This window comes from Pseudoalteromonas sp. Angola-30 (assembly GCF_028599215.1).
GTDB lineage: Bacteria > Pseudomonadota > Gammaproteobacteria > Enterobacterales > Alteromonadaceae > Pseudoalteromonas > Pseudoalteromonas atlantica.
Map to the genome: position 1 here is coordinate 17,067 of NZ_JAQREI010000024.1, position 16,576 is coordinate 33,642.

The window sequence follows — 16,576 nt, forward strand, 5'->3', positions numbered from 1 at the left end:
ACTCCAGTTAAATTAGTTATTACGCGCTTGCATCAGGTCGATGAAGTGGTCAAATAATGGGGCTGCATCGTGCGGGCCTGGGCTTGCTTCTGGGTGACCTTGGAAGCTAAACGCTGGCTTATCAGTACGATGAATACCTTGTAGTGTTCCATCAAATAACGATTTGTGCGTGGCACGTAAGTTACTTGGTAGTGTGTCTTCATCGGCAGCAAAACCGTGGTTTTGTGCGGTGATCATTACTACATCGCGGTCTAAGTCTTTTACTGGGTGGTTACCACCGTGGTGGCCAAATTTCATTTTGACTGTTTTAGCACCTGAGGCCAGTGCTAATAATTGATGCCCTAAACAAATACCAAAAATTGGTGTGTCGGTTTCTAAAAAGGTTTTAATTGCATCAATAGCGTAAGTACATGGCTCTGGATCGCCAGGACCATTAGATAAGAAGATACCATCTGGGTTTAAAGCAAGTACATCGGCGGCTGAGGTTTGCGCTGGTACAACGGTTAATTTACAACCGCGATCAACTAGCATACGTAAAATATTACGTTTAACACCGAAGTCGTAGGCTACTACATGAAACTTTTCATCATCGCTGCTAAGGGCTTTAAATCCTTGGCCTAATGTCCAGCTTGATTCGCGCCACTCAAAATTTTCCTTGGTTGAGACAACTTTTGCTAAATCCATACCTTTTAAACCTGGGAAGGTTTGCGCGGCTTGTAACGCTTTGTTTTCGTCTAACTCGTCACCGGCAATAATACAGCCGTTTTGTGCGCCTTTGTCGCGCAAAATACGGGTAAGCTTTCTGGTGTCGATGTCCGCAATACCTAAAATATTACGTTGTTTTAAGTAATCATCTAACGATTGCTCGTTACGAAAGTTACTTGCTAGCAGTGGCAAATCACGGATCACTAGGCCCTTAGCCCAAATTTGATTCGCTTCTTCGTCTTCGCTGTTGGTACCCGTATTGCCGATATGTGGGTACGTCAAAGTTACGATTTGTTCCGCGTATGATGGATCAGTCAAAATTTCTTGATAACCAGTCATAGACGTATTGAATACTACTTCACCGACTGACATGCCGTCAGCGCCGATTGCAGTACCGCGAAACACTGTGCCGTCTTCTAGGACTAACAGAGCGGATTTAGTCAAGTTAAACCTCCTAACAGTAAAAAACGGGAGTAAGCAAATGCTTAACACCCCGCCAATACCCAGAGGGATCGTCAAAACCAGATTTTTTTGTGAGCTTAAATTGTTTTACGCAGTCTTAAATGATGCCGATATAAAACGCTAAACCTTCAATCATTTTTCTTGCCTAAAACTCTTTTCATTCCCACTGAAACCCCTGGTTTTACTAGCCACTTGGGTATAATTGGAAACACGCATTTAGTAATTTTTGGCAAATTGGCTGCATTCTACATGAAGATGCTATTTAGGTCTAACGTTATTTAGATAAATACTACAAATAAGTCGCTTTAGGCAAAAATAGACCCAAACAGCTAAAAAAGTAACTAAACTACTTCAGATCTAGCACATCTTGCATATCATAAAGTCCTGCTGGTTTATTTTGTAACCACTGCGCAGCCCTTATAGCTCCTAATGCAAAGGTCATTCGCGAACTTGCTTTGTGGGTTAATTCAAGCCTTTCGCCCATAGTTGCGAAATAGGCGGTGTGTTCACCTACTATGTCCCCGCCTCTTAGTACTGAATAGCCAATTTCATTTTGCGATTTTGCGGTTTCTACTTGGCTGCGGTCGTATACCGCTACTTCATCGTGATCCCACCCTTTAGCCTGTGCAATAGATTCACCAATGGCTAATGCTGTGCCCGAGGGCGCATCTATTTTATGACGATGATGCGCTTCAAAAACTTCTATATCTAGGTCGTCACCAAATTTAGTGGCCGCTGTTTGCACTAGGTTAAGTAGCACATTAACGCCAACGCTGTAGTTACGCGCAAACACAATAGGAATATGTTTAGCAGCATTTTCTAATAATGCCATGTCTTCACTAGTTAAACCTGTGGTGCCTATAACCATAGGCAGTTTTTTATCGAGCGCTGTTTTTAAGTGATTGCGCATACCTGCTGGTAACGTAAAGTCGATAAGTACATCAACATCAGCAACCTTGCTCTCGTCGCTAAAGCTAATGGCTTTGTCGGCTGAACTGTTTACTTGATTTACATTAATACCCAATAACGATGAGCTGCTGCGAACATACGCACCACCAAGTTGTGCTTGCTCTTTAATTGTCGCGGCTTCTAATAGGGCTAAGCCCATTCTGCCGTTAGCACCAAAAACACCTATTCGATTCATTGTTATTGCCTTAATCTGATTTAGTTGGATCTGTTGTTGCTTACCCTGACTAATTTGCCGCCCTAAACTTGCTTTGAGCAATTATTAGCCGCATATAATCGCACACCGGTAGATATTATCTAAAAGTCATGCAATAGTCAGGTAAGCCCTTAATTAAATAATAATAACAATACCAGTTTACTTTAGCCATCTATACATTTAAACTTCTCTTTCGCGTCGATTTGGTCTTTGGCTTGCGGGCGCTGTGGTCATCTACTTTTTTATTAAAGAGTGATCTACTAAATTCAGCTAAAAGAGGAGTTTTGGCTGTGGTTATATTAACTGGTTATGAGGAATACAATGCAGCCAACATTTAATAAAAACAAAGCAATTCTATCTTTGCTTCCCCTTCTTACCTTTGTAGCCCTTTTTTTAGGCTCAGGTTTATATTTACAATCGCAAGGGGTTGATTACGCTTTTTACCAGCTCCCAGCGCCGGTTGCTATACTACCCGCTATTATGCTTGCCTTTATTTTAAACAAAGGCACTGTAAACCAATGTGTTGAAACCTTTATTAAAGGCGCAGGACACAACAATATTATTACCATGTGTTTAATTTATTTACTTGCTGGTGCATTTTCGGCAGTAGCAAGTGCCACCGGTGGTGTGGATGCGGTTGTAAACGCTGGCTTGTCACTTATTCCCCCGTCGCTGTTATTACCTGGGCTATTTTTAATTGCTGCGGTTGTCTCTACTGCAATGGGTACATCAATGGGTACCATTGGTGCTATAGGGCCAATTGCCTATGCGGTATCCGTTAAAACAGGCATCGACCCTGCGCTAATGGCCGGTACTATAGTATCGGGCGCAATGTTTGGTGATAACCTTTCTATTATTTCAGACACAACCATTGCGGCAACGCGTACGCAAGGCTGTGAAATGAAAGACAAGTTTAAAGAAAACTTAAAAATAGCGGTTCCTGCTGCCGTATTAACCATTGCTTTGCTGCTTTATTTAACACCTGCTCCACAAGCAGTAGAAACTAAAGATTTTGATTTATTATTAGTGCTGCCTTATGCCTTTATTTTAGTATTGGCTGTTGCCGGTATGAACGTGTTTGTGGTGCTATTTAGCGGTATTGTATTTGCTGCGCTAATGGGCTTTACCGGCAGTTACGAAGGCGCAAGCTTTGTAAAAGATATTTACAAAGGCTTTACCGATATGCAGGAAATATTTTTACTTTCTATGTTTATTGGTGGCTTATCTGAATTTATTCGTATTAACGGCGGCCTTGATTTTCTGGCACAAAAAATTCAAGCCATTACAAAAGTGATTGCCAAGTGGCACCGCAAAGTAGCTGATCAGCTTGGTATAGCTGCGTTGGTATTAACCAGCAACGTGTGTATAGCCAATAACACGGTATCAATTATTGTTGCAGGTCCTATTGCTAAAAAACTTGCTGATGATGGCGAAATAAGTGGTAAACGCTCTGCAAGTTTACTTGATATTTTTGCTTGTGTTACGCAAGGCTCACTGCCCTATGGTGCTCAAGCATTACTGTTAGGTGCTACGTTTAAAATTAGCCCGTGGGAAGTATCAACGTCATCTTACTACTGCTTTATTTTAGCCTTTACTGCCATTGCCGTTATTTGTTTGCGCCGCAATAAAGCCTAAACTTTGTGCAAAACCATATGTTGCAGCTTAATAAATAAGCTGCAACATATGTTAAAATAATAATCTACAAATCAATACCTTGTGCTATAATGCGCGCTTTCGCGTGTCACTAAAATTATAGTTAAATATAGATTATGAAATTTAAAAAAGTACTTCCCCTCGTTACCCTTACGTCAATCGCTTTATCATCTTCTGCCCTTGCTGCTAATTGGAGCAGTACCGCATTACATGTTAATAATGGCGACCAAAAAAACCCATTTACCAAGCAAGAATCAGACACTACTGTTTACTCGCTGCAACATGCATCGGGCTATGATTACGGTGATAACTTTTTCTTTATTGATTACAGCAAAGACGATACAACCGACGGCTACCAAGATAGCGACTTTTACGGCGAATGGTATTCAACGCTAAGCTTATCGGCTATTAGCGGTGAGAAAATTGGCGCTGGTGCATTATTAGATGTAGGCCTTACTGGCGGAATTAACGTTGCCGGCGATGCCAAAATGATGAAATACCTACCGGGTGTTAAATTAAGCTGGGATGTACCTGGGTTCAACTTTTTTCAAACACTTGTCACTGCCTATATTGATGACAGTGAAGGCGTAGCCAAAGGCGGTGCCCCTATTGAAACTAACAGCTGGATGTTTGATGTAGCCTTTGAATACCCGTTTACCGTAGGCTCGCAAAAATTTAGCTTTAAAGGACACGCTGAGTACATTGCAGAGCGCGAAGATGAGTTTGGTAACGACGTAGAAGCGTGGATACTTGCACAGCCTATTTTAGTATGGGATATGGGCCACGCGTTAGAAATGAAAGAAAACACCCTATTACTGGGTATGGAACTGCAATACTGGCATAACAAGCTAGGCACTGAGGTCACTGAATCGGTTCCACAAATACACGTTGAGTGGACTTTTTAAGCCCAGACAGTGTAAAACAGAGTCAACATTACTTTTAAACGGAGCACTTAAACAGTGCTCTTTTTTTTGCCATGAAAACTATTTAATTGAACAGCCTTTAATACTTAGTTATTGTCTTACTTTAATTAAAGCCGTGTGCTTGCCTTTAATAGGAGTAAGGAAATGCCAGCGATTAAAGTTATTTGTTTGTCTGCATTATTAGCCTTTACTAATAATGCATTTTCCAGTAGTACAGAACCCTCTAAAACCCTCTCTTACGATGCACTTTTAACAAATTACCAGTATGATTTTAAAGTAAATTATTTTGATATTCCATCACAAAAGCAATCGCTAAAAATGGCGTATATTTATTTAAAACCCACGCAAAAAAATATGCCAACAGTGACGCTAATGCACGGTAAAAACTTTAATGCCGACTACTGGAGCCCCACAGCCCGTTACTTACAGTCGCTTGGATTTGGGGTGCTGATCCCCGATCAAATTGGTTTTGGTAAATCTTCAAAGCCCACTAACTATCAATATTCATTTGCGGCGCTTGCGCATCATACACATGCATTAATGGACTCGCTAAAACTTGAAAAGTCGATTGTTGTTGGCCACTCTATGGGGGGAATGCTAGCGAGCCGTTTTGCATTAATGTACCCAGATACAACCACTAAACTGATTTTGCTTAATCCAATAGGGCTTGAAAACTACTTACACTATGTAAAATACAAAGACACCAACTTTTTTTATAAAAATGAGCTTAACAAAACGCCCGAAGGTGTTAAAAAGTACCAGCAAAAAAACTATTACGATGGTCAATGGAATACCCAGTATTCAGCATTAACCGACTTTATTACAGGGCAAATACAAGGCCCAGATAAAGAGCAAATTGCCTGGGTTAACGCTAAAACCTACGATATGATTTTTACCCAACCGGTGATCACTGAATTTAAAGACTTAACCGTGCCCGTTAAATTAATTATTGGTACACGTGACAGAACAGGCCCTGGCCGAAACTGGAAAAAAGACGGGATAGATTATCAGCTGGGGCGTTACGACAAATTAGGAAAACACGCTGCTGCGCTTATTCCTGATGCGCAACTGTTTGAACTTGATAATTTAGGTCATTTACCGCAAGTAGAAGATTTTGAGCGATTTAAGGCAGTGTTTAAACAAGCACTAAGTGAGTAATAGCTTGATACTTAATAAAATAAAGCCCCTGTAAGTAAACTGCTTACAGGGGCTTTTTATATAAAACTAATTTACAGCGTACATTGCGGGTTTTTACCCTGCGATTTAGCCGTACTTTGCTCGCTAAGAGCTTCGCTCATTTGTGCTTGTAAATTATTAATTCGATTGCTCGGTGCAGGGTGAGTAGATAAAAACTCAGGTGTGCTACCACTGCCTGCTGCGCTCATATTTTGCCAAAGCGTGACCGACTCTTGCGGGTTAAAGCCAGCCTGCGCCATTAAATCTAAACCAATGGTATCGGCCTCTGATTCGTGTGAACGGCTAAACGGTAAAACTACGCCGTACTGCGCCCCTAAGCCTAAACCTTGCATAATTTCGTTGCGGTATTGTACATTGCCCATTTCGAGCGCAGCGCTGCCTAATTGCATACCGGTATCTAAAATTGAGCTTTGCGATACACGCTCATTTGAATGCTCTGCTATAACGTGGCCCACTTCGTGCCCTAGTACGGTTGCAAGCTGATCTTGATTGGTGGCTATTTTTAATAACCCTGTATGAACACCTATGTAGCCACCAGGTAATGCAAAAGCATTTGCCGACTCATCTTCAAATACTACGACTTCCCAATTTTGTGAGGCGTATTCTTTTGGTAAAACAGCCACGACCTTTTCAGCAATACAATTTACATACGCATTGGTTTTTGCATCTTTATTGATTTGCTGTGACTCCTTCATTTGAGCAAAACTTGCGGTGCCCATTTCACTCATTTGTTGATCTGAATACAGCGCAATTTGAGTACGCCCCGTAGGCGATGTTTTACAGCCGGCTAAAACTGCAGTTGCGAGTAAGGCAAGGGCTAGCTTTTTCATGGTGTTTCCTTCAAGTCTTTAATTTTTATTAGTTGTAGAATAGCAAACACGGTGCCAGTTTAGAATCTTTGCTCTTTATTACGCCGCTTTTTATTTTTAATAAATAAATGACCTTGCCAGACAAACTAAGTTTATACCCTTGCATAGCCCTGTTACACTATAAGCCTTGTTTTTAGTGAATGTTGAGTGACTACATGGACGCCTCGGCCTCGTCTTTTAATACCCGAATTTTGTTACCCTTGTTAGCCAGTATTGTTGCTATTACGCCGCTGGCTATAGACATGTACTTACCGGCCATGTTGGTTATTGCGAACGATTTACAAACCACTATGCCAAATGTACAAATTTCGCTAAGTATTTATTTGGCTGGCTACTCGCTAGGCATGTTATTTTTTGGCCCTATTGCCGATCAACTCGGACGACGAAAACTAGCCCGGATTGGCTTAACCTTATTTGGTGCAAGCTCATTTGCGCTGGCTTTTACCAACGAAATACACACCTTTTGGGTACTTAGAGCCGTGCAAGCATTCACCGGCGCGGCAGCTACGGTGGTTGTGCCTGGCGTAATTAGGCATATTTATCAAAAAAACACCGCTAAAGGCATGTCGTATGTATCTATGATTATGATGGTAGCGCCTTTAGTTGCCCCTTCTGTGGGCTCGTTTATTTTAGGGTTCTCGGTATGGTCAACCATATTTTTGGTTCTTGCTGCCTATAGCTTTTTAATTTTAGCGTTTGTACAAGTGTATTTAATTGATATCCCCATTCATAAAAATGAGAAAAAAGGCCTAGCCTTGTTTTTCGACAGCTATAAAACGGTACTTAGTAATAAAGATGCACGTGCAGACATATTAAGCTCTATGTTTGTCTCGTTTGGCTTTTTTTGCTTTTTAACCTCAGTGCCTTTTGTATACCTAGATTTATATAATGTGTCTGAGCAATTATTTGGTATTTTATTCGCATTTAATGTCATGGCACTTATGTGTGGTAACTTTTTAAATACCCGAATTGTACCAAGAATTGGCTCTCGAAAAATGCTGTACATAGGGCTTGTATGTGGCTTTGCCTCTGGGCTGGCACTGCTTACGTTTAGCTTGTTGCAGCTTTCTTTATATTACATTGTAGCGGCCATTGCGCCTTTAATGATGAGCCTAGGGGTAACAGCAAGCAATGCTGATTCATTAATATTAATGAAGTTTGAAAAAAACACCGGTACCGCCACCGCTGTTATTGGAACGCTGCGCTTTGGCAGTGGCGCGCTCGTTGGCCCATTGCTTGCGGTGGTGCATGCAAAAAGTGCAGTGCCGTTTTCAAGCTTAATGTTTAGCGCCGTGCTATTAACTATGCTGGTGCAGTTAATCCACTATAAAATAGACAAAAAAAATGCCTCATTATGAGGCATTTTTTATAAACAGTGACTAATTAAGCGTCTGCTGCTTTAGATACCATAACCATTGCAGGGCGTAATAAACGACCATTTAATGTGTATCCTTTTTGCATTACTGCAAGTACCGTGTTTGGTGAAACATCGTTACTTGGTTGGATAGACATTGCTTGGTGGAATTCTGGATTGAATTGCTCACCCTGTGGGTTAACAATTTCAACGCCAAACTTTGCAACCGCATCGTTAAAGCTTTTAACTGTCATATCAATACCTTCAAGCAATGGCTTTAGGGTTTCGTTTTCTTTATCAGAAAACTCAATAGCACGCTCTAGGTTATCGATTACTGGAAGTAATTCGTTAGCAAACTTTTCCAGTGCAAATTTATGTGCTTTTTCTACATCTTGTGCAGCACGACGACGAATGTTATCTACATCTGCGGCGGCGCGTACAACGCTGTCTTTTTGATCCGCAATGGTTTGCTTTGCGGTTTCAAGCTCTGCGTATAGCATTGCAATTTCAGCTTCAGGGCTTTGCTCTTGGTCTGCTTCGTGTTGCTCTGCGGCTTCTACTGCTGCTTCAACATCAGCTTCCATTTGAGCTACTTCTTCGTTTAATTCTACTTCTTGCTCTGGGTTTTGTGTCTGCTCAGACATAAAATACGTGCTCCAATTCTTTACAACTGCGGTAATTATGGGGATTGAATAAAAAGATTCAAGAGTTAGATGGCTCTAATAATTTAAATTCTTGGATTAATTGTTCAATTTGCGCCGATTTAGGGCAAATTACGCAAAAGCGGCTTTGATACTCTTGATTTTGAAAGTACGGCACACTAATTACTATCAGCTCATTGCACTCTGTAAACGGTAAGTTTTCAGTGTTTAAAACTGATACCCCGTTTTTAAATGCGAGTTTATCTTCGACAAAATTTAAAAATGAAACGCCAATATTTAAGCTTTGTTCGCAATCGACCTTTTTATATAAATAGTTTTCGCCTACTACAATACTGTTATCTGATCCAAGCTTATGACTAAGCTGGCGCGTCCACTGTGTCAGTGAGTCATGGCAATTACGCGGTGCGGTGTTTGCCATTGCTTGCATTCTGTACAAACCTTCCATTAAGGTTTGTTGGCTAAATACTGTGTTTAACCAAGTTGCAAATTGATAACGCACGGCATCTGAGGAATCATCAGGTTTGTTGATACAAATATTGTGGCTTTGCCCTGCTCTATCTATTAGCAGTACAAGCCAATCGTTAGAATCAAACTCAAGTACTTCTACTCTAAACACTTGTTGCGAGCTTGCTTGTGGTAAGCCTACACAACAACATACTTGATACTTTTTACTTAATCCATGGGCCAGCTCCACAAGTTGTGCTTGTTTTGGCTGCCAGTAATTAGCTATTTCAGCTAACGGAAAAAACTCATCAAACCAATAATCAAACCCTTGGTTTGTAGGCACACGCCCTGCCGATGTATGAGGGGAATATAACAAGCCTACTTTTTCAAGTCGCGCCATAGCATTTCGTACCGTGGCAGAACAAACCGCCATGCCTTTTTGCTTCGCTATTTTTGTTGATGGAACGGGTAACCCTTCACCATTACAATAGAGGCTCATCACTGCTGAAAAAATTTGTTGATCTCGCGGGTTTATATTCATGTTATCTACATCTTGTTGCATGAAAGAGATATCGGGGCAGTTAAAACAAATTCAAGCCTAAAGCACGCTTTAAGTGAATATGTTGTTGCATGCATTACAATAAAACACTGCTGCAACTATTTTTAAGCATTAAGTATAAAAATTAAAGGGGTAATTTAATCTGTTGAGCCAATAATCAGCTCTTAGGTGAGCTTGGCAATATACAGGCGTAATTGAATCATTATCATATTGGTAAATCTGTGTTTTCAAACACTTCTGTTTTGAGTTACCCTACAAAAATATTATTACTTTTTATTGCAGCCGTTATGCACTCACCGTTTAAAACTATTGGCCTTATAGGTAAACCAAACCACCCTAAAGCTGCGGCTACGTTACAGCGTTTACATACTTTTTTATCGGCTCTTGGCTTTACCGTGATTGTAGAAAAGCGCACCGGTGGGCAGTTATCGGATGTCCCTGATACTCATCAAGTTGACCTTGTTAGCTTAGGCGAGCAAGCCGACCTTGCTATTGTTGTAGGGGGCGATGGCAATATGCTTGGTGCTGCACGCGTACTGGCACGTTTTGATGTAGCTGTAATAGGCGTAAACAGAGGTAATTTAGGGTTTTTAACCGATTTAAACCCAGAAGGCTTTGAAGGTAGCCTAGAGCAAGTGTTAAGCGGCGAATATTTAGAAGAAAAACGCTTTTTGCTCGAGGTAGAAGTATATCGCCATAACGAACTTAAAAGTGCGAATTCAGCCGTTAACGAAGCAGTGCTACATGCCGACAAAGTTGCCCACATGATTGAGTTTGAAGCTTTTATTAATAACGACTTTGTGTTTTCTCAGCGCTCTGACGGTTTAATTGTATCAACCCCTACAGGCTCTACAGCTTATTCTTTATCGGGTGGCGGGCCCATTTTAACACCTGAGCTTAATGCAATTTCGTTAGTGCCTATGTTTCCGCATACATTATCAAGCAGACCCTTAGTGGTTGATGCCGATAACGAGGTACGCTTAAAGTTAAGCCTTGAGAACACCGACAGCTTACAAGTCAGTTGCGACAGCCATGTAGTGCTTGCCGTTTTACCCGGCGATGAAGTGGTTATTAAAAAAGCCGACAGAAAACTGCGCTTAATTCACCCAAAAAACTACTCTTACTACAACGTTTTACGTACTAAACTTAATTGGGGCAGCCGTTTATACTAATTTTATTGCCAAGCGTAGTGCTTTAGCGCAAAATACAAGACAAATAAAAATTAATCAAACTAGGAATATCTAGCAATGACTTATGTTGTTATCTTTGCTTTGTTATTACTTATCACTTTGCTTGGCGCTTATATTAGAGTTGAAAACAATAGAAAAAAAGCGTTAGAAACCAAGAAAAAACAATTTAACGAACGTGTTGCCCAAGTAAACACTCGCCTCAAAACCAAGCTAAACAATTTATTAGAAGCCAAAATAATAAGACCTAAGTATGTAGCGCAAATTCAGGCTATTGTGACCAATTTTTTTGTGGTTCAGCCCCATACTGATGAAAACCTACAGCATTTAGAAGATATTAGCGACAGCTTAGTGAGCACGCTTTCGATTGAGTTTCAAAAAGCACTGCAAAGTGAAAACGCCCAAGCGCTTCAAGATAATATACAGTACTTTGTGAGTGAGTTACCCCAGCAAGGCATACTATATAATAAAGCGTTTTATCATGAGATTTTACCCTCATTGATTGTACAAATTAAAACTGACACACCTGTAAACCCAAGCGAAAGCCTTGAAAATACTGACGAAACCTCTTCTGATGAAAGTACTGACTCTGATAGTCAGTTTTCTCAAAATGCGAGCGTTGCTTAAAAAGTAAAAAAATTAATTTGCAAAAAACCTAAACACTGTATAAATTAACAGTTAATTCACTGGATGGATGAACAGTATGTTAATTGGTTTAGAAATTAAAAATTTTGCAATTGTAAGTAACTTAAGCACAGAGTGGCATAACGGCATGACGGCGATCACGGGTGAAACCGGCGCGGGTAAATCGATTGCCATTGATGCACTTTCACTGTGTTTAGGCGAGCGCGCTGAAGCGTCGGCGGTTCGCCCTGGCACAGATAAAGCAGAAGTGTGCGCACAGTTTGATTTAACTGCCCTTCCTCTTGCTAAAGCATTTTTAGAACAACACATGCTAACGAGTAACGACAACGAATGCCTACTTAGACGCGTTGTATGTAAAAATGGCCGCAGCAAAAGCTATATAAATGGCAGCGCTGTTACAGCAGCTCAACTTAAAGAGCTGGGACAGTATTTAATTTCTATACACGGACAGCACGCTCATCAGCACCTTTTAAAAGCTGAACACCAGCTGCAATTGCTAGACGCCTACGCAGGCCATAATCAGCTTGTAAAAGCGGTTAGCCAAAGCTTTAAATTATATGCAAACCTGCAAAAAGAATTTAAACAGCTTGAGCAACAGCAATTACAACAAGCCGCTCAAAAACAATTACTCGAATACCAAGTTGCCGAATTAGATGAGTTTGCCTTACAAGACGGCGAGTTTGAACAAATAGAAGCCGAACATTACAAGCTAAGTAATAGCCAAACCATTTTAGAAGCCTGCCAGCGCGAACTTCAACATTTATACGAAAGTGATGAGCAAAATGCCTGTTCGATGCTACAACACAGCGCTCAGCAATTTGCCGAGCTTGCAAATTATGACGAAAGCTTAGCAAGTGTAGCTGCATTATTAGATGAAGCCGCAGTGCAAGTTGAAGAAGCAAGCAGAGAAGTAAGAAACTACGCAGAGCAAGCCGACTTAGACCCTGCAAGATTAACAGAAGTAGAAGCGCGCTTAAGTGGCGCGATGGACTTAGCCCGTAAGCATCATATAAAGCCTCAAGAGCTGGTTGAGTTTCATCAAGGTTTAACACAAGAGCTAGAATCAATTAGTAACAATAGCTCACGTTTGGCGCAATTAGACGATGAAATAACTAATGCGCTAAGTGCATACCAGCACGCCAGTGATCAGCTAAGCGAAAGTCGCCATAAATATGCTAATACATTAAATCAATTAATTAGTGAAAGCATGGCTAATTTATCAATGGAAAATGGGGTCTTTGAAATTCAGCTTACCCAAGAAGCTGAGCGCCAACCCAATGCATTAGGTTTTGATAGCGTCTCGTTTTTGGTCTCTACTAACCCTGGGCAGCCATTACAACCTTTAGCTAAAGTTGCCTCGGGTGGTGAGCTGTCGCGTATTAGCCTTGCCATACAGGTGATCATTGCCCAAAAAGTGACAACGCCAACGCTTATTTTTGACGAAGTGGATGTAGGTATATCAGGTCCTACCGCCTCCTCTGTAGGGAAGTTACTACGCCAACTAGGAAAATCAACACAGGTTATTTGTGTAACCCATTTACCCCAGGTTGCAAGTAGTGCGCATCAGCAGTTTTTTGTAGCAAAAGAAATAGCACAAGGCGAGACCTTTACTCAAATGCTCAGCCTAAATAAAGATGGCCGTATTAATGAAATTGCACGCTTACTTGGTGGCGATAATATAAGTAAAACCGCTAAAGCAAATGCTAAAGAGCTTATTATGGCGCACGCCTAAGTTATACTTTTGCTACAACAGTGGAGAGACGTTTTAAATGCAAAGCATGCTGATAAATTTTTGCCATGTTACTGGGTGGCTACTTATTGTTTTAAGCTTTTTGCTTATTGGGTTTAGTAAGTTTAAGCACGCAGAATTTAAGCTAAAACTCTTTAGCTTTTTAAAACTTATATTGGTTTATCAAGTAACGGTGAGTGTTTGGCAGTGGTTTATTATTGGCAACATAGTGGCTAATAACCAATGGTTACTTTTATTAGCACAGATACTGTGCAGTGCAATGTGCTATTTAAGTTTACAGCGGCGAAAAAGTAAAAGCCGCCCCAACCTTGATAGTTTTTCTATGGATTAACTAACACAAGCGTTAAGAGCAAGTTCTATTTTTACCTTGCTCTTTTGCTTTGTATAATCGCTCGTCGGCAAGCTTTATGTCTTGGGCTATGGTTGTATCTAACTGGCTTTGCACAAGCCCCATACTTATAGTTAATACCACCGATTTCCCACTCATGCGCACTGGATTTTTTTGTAATTCTGCATGAATTTTTTCTGCAATACTTTGCCCCTGCTCTTTGTCGCTGTTTGGTAGTGCAATTAAAAACTCTTCACCGCCCCACCGAGAAGCAATACCTTGCTTTGGCATGCTCTTTTTTAAAATATTGGCAAGTTGGGTTAACGCTTCATCACCAAAGTCGTGACCGTAGTTATCATTAATGTTTTTGAAATTATCAACATCAGCTAGCAAAATTACATACGGCTGCTTAGTTTTTTTATGAAGATGTTTAAGCTCAGCAAGTTCTTTCATCATAAAACGTCTGTTAGGTAAATCAGTTAAATGATCTATTGTGGCAAGGCGCTCATTTTTTTGACTCAGCGCGACTATTTTTTCATTGTATTTTTCGCGTGAGCGCTCATAAAAACCAGTTAATAAAGCAACAATAATAAAAGAAATGACCACCCTCAGTGGAAGTGCTTCAGGCTGATAATCATAAATATTAAAGTTATCTGTAATAATAAAGCCGGCGATCACGGCAAATAAAAAGGCAACAATATCAAATGTTCCTTTTTTAAGGCCTCTAATAGAGTAAGTCACCGGTGATACAATAAATATCCAAATTGGCCCAGTACCTTCAGCTCCGCCCGAGATCACTAAATACAGCATTAAACAGTAAAGGTTATATAAAATGGTGGTCGCTGATTTTTCGACTGCGCGGTAAAGGCTAAAAGCCCACGCATAAAAACCAGCTGAAACTAGCAGCATAATACCAAGCACTACATCAGCATTAGATAATGCATTGCACGCCATAGCGAAGGTAGCTATAAATCCGATGGTCGAAAAAAAGCGAACAATTAGCTTTCTTTCTCTGTTGTCTGAGTATGCATTCATATTATTATTTTTTATTTGCAAGCGAGCTTTAAAAGCTCATTTTCCGAGGATTTAAAAAAGAAGTTAGCAGCAAGTTTGTACTGAAATAGTACTTTAAGCAAGATTTACACGTTAATTATTGGTTAATGACAATTTTTTAATACTTTTTCATTTGAAAAAAAGCAAAAAAAAGCAAGCCAGTTGGCTTGCCTTTATTATATTTAAAACTTAACGAGATAATTAAACCTCTAAATAATCCATAATACCTTCAGCAGCGTTACGCCCTTCAAAAATAGCCGTTACCACTAAATCAGAGCCTCGCACTATATCGCCACCTGCAAATATTTTCGGATTAGTTGTTTGATGAGTAAATTCACCTTGCTCTGGTGCGTTAATGCCGCCCCAGTGGTTAATTTCTACATCATACTTTTCTAACCAGTCCATTTTGTGTGGTTTAAAGCCAAACGCCATAATAACCTGGTCTGCCTCAAGTACGTGCTCAGAGCCTGGTACAACTTCTGCTCGGCTACGGCCGTTTTCATCAGGCTCACCCAGTTGTGTTTTAACCATTTTAACGCCTGCAACATGGCCATTATCATCAAGTACAATACCCGTTGGCTGTACATTAAAGGTAAAGTTTACACCTTCTTCTTTAGCGTTTTTAACTTCACGCTTAGAGCCTGGCATATTTTCTTCATCACGACGATAAGCACAAGTTACTTTAGCTGCATTTTGGCGAATAGACGTTCGCACACAGTCCATCGCGGTATCACCACCGCCAAGTACCACAACCTTTTGATTGGCCATATCAATGCACGCTTGGTTTTTTTCATCGTAACCCATAACGCGATTTGTGTTACCAATTAAAAATGGCAGTGCATCGTGTACGCCTGGCGCGTCTTCGTTTTCAAGACCAGCACGCATACTCTGATACGTACCTACACCTAAAAATACCGCGTCGTAGTCAGCTAAAATTTCGTCCATAGTGATATCTACACCCACTTCAACGTTTAGCTTAAATTCCACACCCATTTCGGTGAAAATTTCACGGCGCTTTTGCATTACTTCTTTTTCAAGTTTAAAAGAAGGGATACCAAAAGTAAGTAATCCACCAATTTCTGGGTGACGGTCAAAAACCACTGGCTTTACACCGTTACGTACTAAAATATCTGCGCACCCTAAACCAGCCGGACCCGCACCAATAATAGCTACTTTTTTATCCGTCCATGTCACGTATGACATGTCTGGTTTCCAGCCCATTTTAAATGCGGTATCGGTAATGTATTTTTCAATATTACCTATCGTTACTGCGCCAAACTCTTCATCAAGCGTACATGAACCTTCACACAGTCTGTCTTGTGGACATACGCGTCCACACACTTCAGGCAAGCTATTTGTACGATGAGAAAGCTCAGCCGCTTCTAAAATACGGCCAGTTCTAATTAATTTTAACCACTGCGGAATGTAGTTATGCACTGGGCATTTCCATTCACAGTAAGGGTTACCACAATCTAAACAACGGTCAGCTTGTGAATTTACCTGATTCTCAGAAAAGGGTTCGTAAATTTCCACGAAAGATTTTTTACGCGACGAGATTGGTTTTTTGCGCGGATCAACACGCTGCACGTCTATAAATTGATATACATTTTCGCTCATACTGCC

15 protein-coding genes are annotated in these 16,576 nt (G+C 40.6%); 8 read left to right on the plus strand and 7 right to left on the minus strand.

Features of this window, described 5'->3' with window-relative positions:
• Positions 1 to 12: 12 nt before the first annotated feature.
• Together carA and dapB are read right to left on the minus strand one after the other, a co-directional pair.
• Positions 13 to 1,149 carry a glutamine-hydrolyzing carbamoyl-phosphate synthase small subunit gene (gene carA, locus PSH54_RS19370; protein WP_273606898.1) on the minus strand — a complete coding sequence of 379 codons (1,137 nt, stop codon included), beginning with the start codon at positions 1,147 to 1,149 and terminating at the stop codon, positions 13 to 15.
• Between the two features lie 364 nt (positions 1,150 to 1,513).
• Positions 1,514 to 2,311: a 4-hydroxy-tetrahydrodipicolinate reductase gene (gene dapB / locus PSH54_RS19375; protein WP_121637640.1), complete on the minus strand. Its 798-nt coding sequence runs from the start codon at positions 2,309 to 2,311 to the stop codon at positions 1,514 to 1,516.
• Positions 2,312 to 2,650: 339 nt separating this feature from the next.
• Here dapB and PSH54_RS19380 point away from each other — a divergent pair, with 339 nt between their 5' ends.
• The 3 genes from PSH54_RS19380 to PSH54_RS19390 all read left to right on the plus strand — a co-directional run bounded on the left by PSH54_RS19380 (position 2,651) and on the right by PSH54_RS19390 (position 6,063).
• Positions 2,651 to 3,964, plus strand: a complete 1,314-nt coding sequence (locus tag PSH54_RS19380) for a Na+/H+ antiporter NhaC family protein (RefSeq protein ID WP_004588096.1) — start codon at positions 2,651 to 2,653, stop codon at positions 3,962 to 3,964.
• A 134-nt stretch (positions 3,965 to 4,098) separates the two neighbouring features.
• A complete protein-coding gene (locus PSH54_RS19385) occupies positions 4,099 to 4,887 on the plus strand; it encodes a hypothetical protein (protein ID WP_064385180.1) in 789 nt (262 codons plus the stop codon).
• 162 nt (positions 4,888 to 5,049) lie between these two features.
• Positions 5,050 to 6,063, plus strand: a complete 1,014-nt coding sequence (locus tag PSH54_RS19390; protein ID WP_273606899.1) for an alpha/beta fold hydrolase — start codon at positions 5,050 to 5,052, stop codon at positions 6,061 to 6,063.
• Between the two features lie 71 nt (positions 6,064 to 6,134).
• On the opposite strand, the gene PSH54_RS19395 is transcribed toward PSH54_RS19390, so the two are convergent.
• Entirely contained in the window at positions 6,135 to 6,932 is a 798-nt protein-coding gene (locus PSH54_RS19395; RefSeq protein WP_273606900.1) for a M48 family metallopeptidase, read from the minus strand.
• A gap of 194 nt (positions 6,933 to 7,126) precedes the next feature.
• Here PSH54_RS19395 and PSH54_RS19400 point away from each other — a divergent pair, with 194 nt between their 5' ends.
• The gene (locus PSH54_RS19400; RefSeq protein WP_273606901.1) at positions 7,127 to 8,329 is read left to right on the plus strand and encodes a Bcr/CflA family multidrug efflux MFS transporter; all 1,203 of its coding nucleotides are present in this window, start codon (positions 7,127 to 7,129) and stop codon (positions 8,327 to 8,329) included.
• Between the two features lie 25 nt (positions 8,330 to 8,354).
• Here the strand turns inward: PSH54_RS19400 and grpE are convergent, their stop codons facing one another.
• Together grpE and PSH54_RS19410 are read right to left on the minus strand one after the other, a co-directional pair.
• On the minus strand, positions 8,355 to 8,969 hold the full coding sequence (gene grpE, locus PSH54_RS19405; RefSeq protein WP_054983111.1) for a nucleotide exchange factor GrpE: 615 nt from the start codon (positions 8,967 to 8,969) through the stop codon (positions 8,355 to 8,357).
• Positions 8,970 to 9,027: 58 nt separating this feature from the next.
• Positions 9,028 to 9,993, minus strand: coding sequence for an HrcA family transcriptional regulator (locus tag PSH54_RS19410; protein WP_031289855.1), 966 nt, complete (start codon positions 9,991 to 9,993; stop codon positions 9,028 to 9,030).
• Between the two features lie 284 nt (positions 9,994 to 10,277).
• Here PSH54_RS19410 and nadK point away from each other — a divergent pair, with 284 nt between their 5' ends.
• The 4 genes from nadK to PSH54_RS19430 all read left to right on the plus strand — a co-directional run bounded on the left by nadK (position 10,278) and on the right by PSH54_RS19430 (position 13,903).
• Complete coding sequence (gene nadK, locus PSH54_RS19415) at positions 10,278 to 11,162, plus strand: NAD(+) kinase (RefSeq protein ID WP_004588103.1); 885 nt, start codon at positions 10,278 to 10,280, stop codon at positions 11,160 to 11,162.
• A 75-nt stretch (positions 11,163 to 11,237) separates the two neighbouring features.
• The gene (locus PSH54_RS19420; RefSeq protein WP_273606902.1) at positions 11,238 to 11,804 is read left to right on the plus strand and encodes a hypothetical protein; all 567 of its coding nucleotides are present in this window, start codon (positions 11,238 to 11,240) and stop codon (positions 11,802 to 11,804) included.
• A gap of 76 nt (positions 11,805 to 11,880) precedes the next feature.
• On the plus strand, positions 11,881 to 13,554 hold the full coding sequence (gene recN / locus PSH54_RS19425) for a DNA repair protein RecN (protein WP_024033375.1): 1,674 nt from the start codon (positions 11,881 to 11,883) through the stop codon (positions 13,552 to 13,554).
• A 37-nt stretch (positions 13,555 to 13,591) separates the two neighbouring features.
• Positions 13,592 to 13,903, plus strand: a complete 312-nt coding sequence (locus PSH54_RS19430; RefSeq protein WP_273606903.1) for a hypothetical protein — start codon at positions 13,592 to 13,594, stop codon at positions 13,901 to 13,903.
• A 12-nt stretch (positions 13,904 to 13,915) separates the two neighbouring features.
• Here the strand turns inward: PSH54_RS19430 and PSH54_RS19435 are convergent, their stop codons facing one another.
• Both PSH54_RS19435 and PSH54_RS19440 read right to left on the minus strand, forming a co-directional pair.
• Positions 13,916 to 14,935 carry a GGDEF domain-containing protein gene (locus PSH54_RS19435; RefSeq protein ID WP_273606904.1) on the minus strand — a complete coding sequence of 340 codons (1,020 nt, stop codon included), beginning with the start codon at positions 14,933 to 14,935 and terminating at the stop codon, positions 13,916 to 13,918.
• A gap of 219 nt (positions 14,936 to 15,154) precedes the next feature.
• Positions 15,155 to 16,570: an FAD-dependent oxidoreductase gene (locus PSH54_RS19440; RefSeq protein WP_004588108.1), complete on the minus strand. Its 1,416-nt coding sequence runs from the start codon at positions 16,568 to 16,570 to the stop codon at positions 15,155 to 15,157.
• Positions 16,571 to 16,576 lie beyond the last annotated feature (6 nt).

What these genes read in the sequence shown, in the direction of transcription:
- dapB (WP_121637640.1), bottom strand. Translation starts at nt 2,311, where the DNA reads ATGAATCGAATAGGTGTTTTTGGTGCTAACGGCAGAATGGGCTTAGCC.
- PSH54_RS19380 (WP_004588096.1), top strand. Translation starts at nt 2,651, where the DNA reads ATGCAGCCAACATTTAATAAAAACAAAGCAATTCTATCTTTGCTTCCC.
- PSH54_RS19385 (WP_064385180.1), top strand. Translation starts at nt 4,099, where the DNA reads ATGAAATTTAAAAAAGTACTTCCCCTCGTTACCCTTACGTCAATCGCT.
- PSH54_RS19390 (WP_273606899.1), top strand. Translation starts at nt 5,050, where the DNA reads ATGCCAGCGATTAAAGTTATTTGTTTGTCTGCATTATTAGCCTTTACT.
- PSH54_RS19395 (WP_273606900.1), bottom strand. Translation starts at nt 6,932, where the DNA reads ATGAAAAAGCTAGCCCTTGCCTTACTCGCAACTGCAGTTTTAGCCGGC.
- PSH54_RS19400 (WP_273606901.1), top strand. Translation starts at nt 7,127, where the DNA reads ATGGACGCCTCGGCCTCGTCTTTTAATACCCGAATTTTGTTACCCTTG.
- grpE (WP_054983111.1), bottom strand. Translation starts at nt 8,969, where the DNA reads ATGTCTGAGCAGACACAAAACCCAGAGCAAGAAGTAGAATTAAACGAA.
- PSH54_RS19410 (WP_031289855.1), bottom strand. Translation starts at nt 9,993, where the DNA reads ATGCAACAAGATGTAGATAACATGAATATAAACCCGCGAGATCAACAA.
- nadK (WP_004588103.1), top strand. Translation starts at nt 10,278, where the DNA reads ATGCACTCACCGTTTAAAACTATTGGCCTTATAGGTAAACCAAACCAC.
- PSH54_RS19420 (WP_273606902.1), top strand. Translation starts at nt 11,238, where the DNA reads ATGACTTATGTTGTTATCTTTGCTTTGTTATTACTTATCACTTTGCTT.
- recN (WP_024033375.1), top strand. Translation starts at nt 11,881, where the DNA reads ATGTTAATTGGTTTAGAAATTAAAAATTTTGCAATTGTAAGTAACTTA.
- PSH54_RS19430 (WP_273606903.1), top strand. Translation starts at nt 13,592, where the DNA reads ATGCAAAGCATGCTGATAAATTTTTGCCATGTTACTGGGTGGCTACTT.
- PSH54_RS19435 (WP_273606904.1), bottom strand. Translation starts at nt 14,935, where the DNA reads ATGAATGCATACTCAGACAACAGAGAAAGAAAGCTAATTGTTCGCTTT.
- PSH54_RS19440 (WP_004588108.1), bottom strand. Translation starts at nt 16,570, where the DNA reads ATGAGCGAAAATGTATATCAATTTATAGACGTGCAGCGTGTTGATCCG.